This is a genomic window from Algibacter sp. (genome assembly GCF_049667265.1).
Lineage (GTDB): Bacteria > Bacteroidota > Bacteroidia > Flavobacteriales > Flavobacteriaceae > Algibacter_B.
Genome location: NZ_JBATHX010000370.1, coordinates 1 through 6,443, shown reverse-complemented (window position 1 = coordinate 6,443; position 6,443 = coordinate 1). Strand labels below are relative to the sequence as shown.

At 35.8% G+C, this 6,443-nt stretch carries 6 protein-coding genes and 1 pseudogene; 5 read left to right on the top strand and 2 right to left on the bottom strand.

Annotated features, from left to right (window positions below):
* The 5 genes and pseudogenes from WBN21_RS12890 to argH all read left to right on the top strand — a co-directional run.
* Window positions 1-345, top strand: a pseudogene (locus WBN21_RS12890) (glutamate 5-kinase); the annotation flags it as partial.
* 54 nt (window positions 346-399) lie between these two features.
* Window positions 400-1,338, top strand: a complete 939-nt coding sequence (locus WBN21_RS12885; RefSeq protein ID WP_424200913.1) for an N-acetylornithine carbamoyltransferase — start codon at window positions 400-402, stop codon at window positions 1,336-1,338.
* 55 nt (window positions 1,339-1,393) lie between these two features.
* Complete coding sequence (argB, locus tag WBN21_RS12880) at window positions 1,394-2,170, top strand: acetylglutamate kinase (protein ID WP_424200911.1); 777 nt, start codon at window positions 1,394-1,396, stop codon at window positions 2,168-2,170.
* Between the two features lies 1 nt (window position 2,171).
* Window positions 2,172-3,239, top strand: coding sequence for a M20 family metallo-hydrolase (locus tag WBN21_RS12875; protein WP_424200909.1), 1,068 nt, complete (start codon window positions 2,172-2,174; stop codon window positions 3,237-3,239).
* Between the two features lie 37 nt (window positions 3,240-3,276).
* Window positions 3,277-4,551 (top strand): argininosuccinate lyase, encoded by a 1,275-nt coding sequence (gene argH, locus WBN21_RS12870; RefSeq protein WP_424200907.1) that lies wholly within the window; start codon window positions 3,277-3,279, stop codon window positions 4,549-4,551.
* 282 nt (window positions 4,552-4,833) lie between these two features.
* On the opposite strand, the gene leuB is transcribed toward argH, so the two are convergent.
* Both leuB and WBN21_RS12860 read right to left on the bottom strand, forming a co-directional pair.
* Window positions 4,834-5,952 carry a 3-isopropylmalate dehydrogenase gene (gene leuB, locus WBN21_RS12865; RefSeq protein ID WP_424200905.1) on the bottom strand — a complete coding sequence of 373 codons (1,119 nt, stop codon included), beginning with the start codon at window positions 5,950-5,952 and terminating at the stop codon, window positions 4,834-4,836.
* Between the two features lie 17 nt (window positions 5,953-5,969).
* Window positions 5,970-6,443, bottom strand: a 474-nt coding sequence (locus tag WBN21_RS12860; RefSeq protein ID WP_424200903.1) for a homocitrate synthase/isopropylmalate synthase family protein, incomplete at its 5' end; no start/stop codon positions are given.

Here is a 6,443-nt window from a genome sequence, read left to right as displayed (position 1 = left end):
GATGAAATTAAATTTGGTGATAACGATAAGTTAGGCGCATTAACGGCTTCGCTTTTAGATGTCGATTTGTTCATCATAGCAACAAATACGAACGGCATTTACACAAAAGAATCTATTGAAAACGGCGTTCCAGAGACTATAAATGAAGTTGTTGACTTTAATGAATTAAGAGCACAAGTAGTGAGTTCGAAATCAACTCACGGAAGTGGCGGCATGCAATCAAAAATTGAAGCTGCTGCGTTAACAAAAAAAGCAAATATAGAAACATGGATTGTAAACGGATTGGAAGATAATTTTATAGTGAATGCTATGGAAAACAAGGTACCGTTTACCAAAATAAAATAACCTGCAAGGTTTTAAAAACCTTGTCGGTTTGAAAAAGATATAAATAGAACACGCATGAAACATTACACATCCATAAACGATATAGACAACATCAATACTTGGATTGAAGAAGCTAAGGAATTAAAGGCAAATCCGCTTGAACATATTGAATTAGGAAAAAATAAAACCTTAGGATTATTGTTTTTCAACTCTAGTTTAAGGACTCGTTTAAGTACTCAGAAAGCGGCGTTAAACTTGGGTATGAACCCAATTGTTATGAATGTTTCTGGCGATGCTTGGGGCATTGAGTTTGGAGATGGAACGGTTATGAACGGAACGACTGCAGAACACATTAAAGAAGCTGCCGCGGTGGTGTCTCAATATTGCGATATTATTGCAGTAAGAGCGTTCCCAACATTAATTGATAAAGAAAAAGATGAAAGCGAACATGTTTTAAAATCGTTCGTAAAATTTGCGTCTGTGCCTATCGTGAATATGGAAAGTGCAACTGGACACCCATTACAAGGATTGACTGATGCGATTACAATTTCAGAACACGCTAAAGTTAAAAAACCTAAAGTGGTTTTAAGTTGGGCGCCACATATTAAAGCATTGCCTCATGCGGTAGCGAATAGTTTTGCTCAAGCCATGCAAAAAATGGATGTTGAGTTTGTTATTGCAAATCCTGAAGGGTATGATTTAAATTCTGAAATTACTGGCAATACAAAGATTTATCATAACCAATACGAAGCCTTTAAAGATGCCGATTTTGTATATACCAAAAATTGGAGTTCTTATGAAGATTATGGTAAAGTTGCCAATACAGACCCTAATTGGATGATCACAAAATCCAAAATTGGCGATGCAAAATTTATGCATTGTTTACCCGTTAGAAGAAATGTGGTAGTAGAAGATGCGGTTTTAGATAGTGATAGCTCGTTAGTTATCGAGCAAGCTAACAACAGAACATATGCAGCCCAATTAGTGCTTAAAAAAATACTAAAAAATTTATAATCGGCTTTTTGTAGGTAGGCGCTAAAAGCTTAAAGCAAAAGTCTAAAAGCTAAAAATGGAAAAACTATCCATAGTAAAAATAGGAGGAAACATCATAGAGGACGATGCGTCGTTACTGGCATTCTTGAAATTATTTTCTAATTTAGAAGGAAAGAAAATTTTAGTGCATGGTGGCGGAAAACGTGCCACTCATATCGCGGCAAAATTAGGGATTGAATCTCAAATGGTAAATGGTCGACGCATTACCGATGCCGAATCTTTAGAGGTAATTACGATGGTTTACGGAGGTTTGGTTAACAAAAACGTGGTTGCAAAATTACAAGGTTTAAACACAAATGCTATTGGCTTAACTGGCGCTGATATTAATAGTATAAAGTCTGAAAAAAGACCAGTAAAGGACATCGATTATGGTTTTGTAGGCGATGTTAAAGAAGTTGCTCATAACTCAATAGATAAGTTAATTCAAGCTGGTTTTACCCCAGTTTTTTGTGCCATTACTCACGATGGAAAAGGGCAGTTGTTAAACACCAATGCAGATACCATAACATCGCAAGTTGCCGTTGGTATGAGTAAACTTTATGAAACCTCAATCTATTATTGTTTTGAGTTAAATGGGGTGTTAAGAGATATAAAGGATAAGAATTCGGTTGTAAAACATATCGATTCAAACATATATAAAGATTTGTTAGAACAAGGTATTATTGCAGATGGCATGCTTCCAAAACTTGAAAATTGTTTTGATGCTCTAAAAAATGGCGTGCACAATATAAATATGGGAAACACATCCATGTTAACCCAATCGAATGATAATTTTACCACAATAACCCTATAATATGGCGATACAAGATTTAGCCCAAGATGCTATATCACTTTTAAAAAAGCTGATAGAAACGCAATCTTTTTCTTCGGAAGAAGATAAAACGGCATTGCTAATTGAAGATTGGTTCACGCGATATAATATTGATTTTACACGCACCAAAAATAACGTTTGGGCGGTTAATAAACATTTTGACAAAAGCAAACCAACGCTGTTATTAAACTCGCATCACGATACGGTAAAACCAAATTCGGCCTATACAAACGACCCATTTAAAGCGTTTGTTGAAGATGGAAAACTATTCGGACTAGGAAGTAACGATGCAGGAGGCTGTTTGGTGTCATTAATAGCAACGTTTACTCATTTTTATAATCAGGAAAATTTAAAATATAACTTAGTTGTTGTCGCTTCCGCGGAAGAAGAAAGTAGCGGTCCCAACGGGCTAAATAGCATGCTTTCTATAATTCCTAAAGTGGATGTTGCTATAGTTGGTGAACCTACTTTGATGAATTTAGCGGTGGCCGAAAAGGGCTTAGTGGTTTTTGAAGCCGTTATAGAAGGCACGCCAAGTCATGCCGCACATCCAAATGATAATAACGCCATTTACAACGCGATTGAAGCTTTACAATGGTTTAAAGATTTTAAGTTCGAAAAAAGATCGAAAGCTTTAGGTGATGTGAAATTAACCGTAACACAAATTAATGCAGGCTCGCAGCATAATGTGGTGCCAGGACATGTAGATTTGGTAATTGATGTTCGCGTGAATGATGCCTATAGTAATTCTGAAATTGCTCAAATTTTACAAGAAAAAGCACCAGTTACAAGTATTAAACCGCGAAGTTTGAGATTAAATTCATCATCAATTCCGGTAGAACATGATTTGGTAAAAGCTGGTATTGCCATGGGAAGAACCACGTATGGATCGCCAACATTATCAGACCAAGCGGTATTAACCTGCCCTAGTTTAAAATTAGGACCGGGAGATAGTACGCGCTCGCATTCAGCAAACGAATTTATTTATGTAAATGAAATTGAAGAAGGTGTTAAAATATATATTGAATTGTTAAATCGAGTAATCGAATAAACATATCAACGAATAAACAAATAAACAATTTTAGGAAATGAAACTCTGGGACAAAGGCATATCAATCGATAAAAAAATAGAGCAATTTACTGTTGGAAACGACCGGGAAATTGATATTCACATTGCAAAATACGATGTTATAGCATCTAAGGCGCATGCTAAAATGCTTCAAAAAATCGGGATTATTACTGTTGAGGAATTAGTCGATTTGTTAAGAGGTTTAAAAACTTTAGAAAAACAGATTGAAGAAGGCACTTTTGTTATTGATGCTCAGTTTGAAGATGTACATTCTAAAATTGAATTTGAATTGACTAAAACCTTAGGTGAAGTTGGTAAAAAAATCCACACAGCACGGTCACGAAACGACCAAGTTTTAGTGGCTTGTCATTTATATTATAAAGAGAATTTGAAACTTGTAAAAGACAAGACCAAAACGCTTTTTGAAACTCTTTTAGGATTAGCCGAAACTTACAAAGACAAAGTTTTACCAGGATATACGCATTTACAAGTGGCCATGCCATCATCATTCGGGTTATGGTTTTCAGCTTATGCAGAATTGATGATTGACGATGTGTTTTTAATTGATGCTGCCATTAAAACGGTCGATCAAAACCCTTTAGGTTCTGCGGCAGGCTACGGAAGCTCTTTTCCTATCGATAGAGAATTAACCACAAAAGAGATGGGCTTTGCAACGCTAAAATATAACGTCGTTGCGGCACAAATGGGGCGTGGAAAAAATGAGCGCACTATTGCAGTAGCTTTAGGAAGTTTAGCAAATACTTTGGCACGTTTCGCTATGGATACTTGTTTATATATGAGCCAGAATTTTGGATTTGTGTCGTTCCCGGATGAATTAACAACGGGAAGTAGCATTATGCCACATAAAAAAAATCCTGATGTTTTTGAATTGATTCGCGGTAAGTGTAACAAAATACAAGCCTTACAAGGTGAAATGGTTTTAATAACCAATAATTTACCTAGCGGATATCATAGAGATTACCAATTATTAAAAGAAAACATGATTGCTGCTTTTGAAGAATTGAAAGACATTCTAGATATTTTTAATTATTCGATTCAACAAATAATTGTGAAAGATATTGATGTACATAGCGATTTGTACAAGTATTTATTCACGGTTGATAATATTAATACTTTGGTAGTTGAAGGGCAAAGTTTTAGAGAAGCTTACCAGAAAATTGGCGGACAAGTGCAAGATGGTACTTATGTACCTGATACCTCAAAACAACATACGCATGCTGGGAGTATTCATAATTTGTGTTTAGATAAAATTCGGGGGAAGTTTCCTAAATAGGGAGTTTTTTAAAACTTGACTTTGTAAAAAATTTCCGCGACACGGCAAAGGAACCTCTCAATCCTCAATCTTCCGCGTTAGGGATTGAAAAGGAAAGCCCACAGCCCGACTTTGGAGGTGCGAGGACTTGGAATGGAAAGCCTGCCTGCCGGCAGGCAGGCCCGACCCTTTTCGGGTAACGCCCAAATTAGAGCATAAAAAAAGCGCACTAGTTAAATGCGCTTTTAAGGACTTTCCAATATAATGTTTAGTTTAATATGGTTTGGTGACTAACTCAAATGATTAAATAATTGTGGATTGTCCTAAATGTATATTTGTAAAGTTTAGATTAGTTTCGTCTGGATTTTGAATAAAATCTTCTATAAAATCGCCTACTTTCGTGGTGCTAATGTTATCGTATTTGTTGTTTAAATCGGGTGTTGTGATATGTAGTTTTAACGATTTATCTACGCCTTCTCTAACCAACGCGGCTTCTTCGTAAAGTCCAAAATGATCCAGTAACATGGCAGCCGATAAAATAGAGGCAATTGGGTTTGCTACACCTCTGTTGGCAGCTTTGGTATATGCTCCGTGAATAGGTTCGAACATGGCATGTTCATCGCCTATGGAAGCTGAAGCTAATAAGCCAATAGAACCTACAATGACGCTGGCTTCTTCTGATAGAATATCGCCAAACATGTTTTCGGTTAATATAACATCAAACTGTCTTGGATGAATTATAAGTTCCATGGCAGCGTTATCAATGTATATGTAATTAACTCTTACATCTGGATATTGTGGTGCCATTTCTTTTACCACACGCCTCCATAAACGCGAGCTTTCTAATACATTAGCTTTGTCGACTAAAGTTAATTTGCGTTTTCTAGATTGTGCTGCTTTAAATGCTAAATGTGCAATACGCTCAATTTCATAACGTTCGTATTTACAAACGTCTGATGCTGTGTTGCCATCCTCACTTAAATAGCGATCGCCAAAATAAATACCACCTGTTAATTCACGATAAATAAGAATATTAGTGTCTTTTATCTGTTTTACTTTTAGCGACGATTTGGTTAATAAATCTTCGTAAGCAATAACTGGACGTATGTTTGTGTACAATCCTAAGGCTTTACGAATTCCTAATAAGCCCTGTTCTGGACGAATTTTAGCATTAGGGTCTTCGTCAAATTTTGTGTTTCCAATGGCTCCAAATAAAACAGCATCTGCTTTTTTGCAAATGCTTATGGTTTCTTCTGGTAAAGGGTTTCCTGTTTTTTCAATAGCAATAGCTCCTACCAATGCGTTTTGAAATGTAAATATGTGGTTAAATTCCATAGCAACAGCCTTCAAAACCTTGACGGCTTGAGCGATTACTTCTGGTCCAATACCATCTCCTGGTAATACGGCAATATTTAATTTCATGAATTAAACTTTATCAATTAAGCCGAAATAATCTCGCGATATACTTTGCTGTTTTCTATTATTTTATGAATATCATTATCATCAACTTCTTTTTTCTTATCGGCAAAATCTAAGAAATTTGTATAGATTTCATCTAATTGAAGTTTTGTTAATTCGTATCCAATATTTTTTGCTCTATAAGCCAATGCAGCTCTTCCGCTTCGTGCTGTTAAAACAATAGCAGATTCGGTTACACCAACATCTTTAGGGTCCATAATTTCGTAAGTTTCACGATTTTTAATCACACCATCTTTATGAATTCCAGAACTATGCGCAAATGAATTAGCACCAACAATACCTTTGTTTGGTTGCGTGTATATTCCCTTATTATCTGAAACTAATTGGCTAATACCGTAAAGCATTTCAGATTTTATATTTGTATCTAAATTAAGATATGGATGTTGTCTTAAAATCATAACAACTTCTTCCAAAGCGGTGTTTCCTGCGCGCTC

Bases quoted from the DNA above. Each gene is read 5' to 3' on its own strand.
- WBN21_RS12885 (WP_424200913.1), top strand. From the start codon at position 400: ATGAAACATTACACATCCATAAACGATATAGACAACATCAATACTTGG.
- leuB (WP_424200905.1), bottom strand. From the start codon at position 5,952: ATGAAATTAAATATTGCCGTATTACCAGGAGATGGTATTGGACCAGAA.
- argB (WP_424200911.1), top strand. From the start codon at position 1,394: ATGGAAAAACTATCCATAGTAAAAATAGGAGGAAACATCATAGAGGAC.
- argH (WP_424200907.1), top strand. From the start codon at position 3,277: ATGAAACTCTGGGACAAAGGCATATCAATCGATAAAAAAATAGAGCAA.
- WBN21_RS12875 (WP_424200909.1), top strand. From the start codon at position 2,172: ATGGCGATACAAGATTTAGCCCAAGATGCTATATCACTTTTAAAAAAG.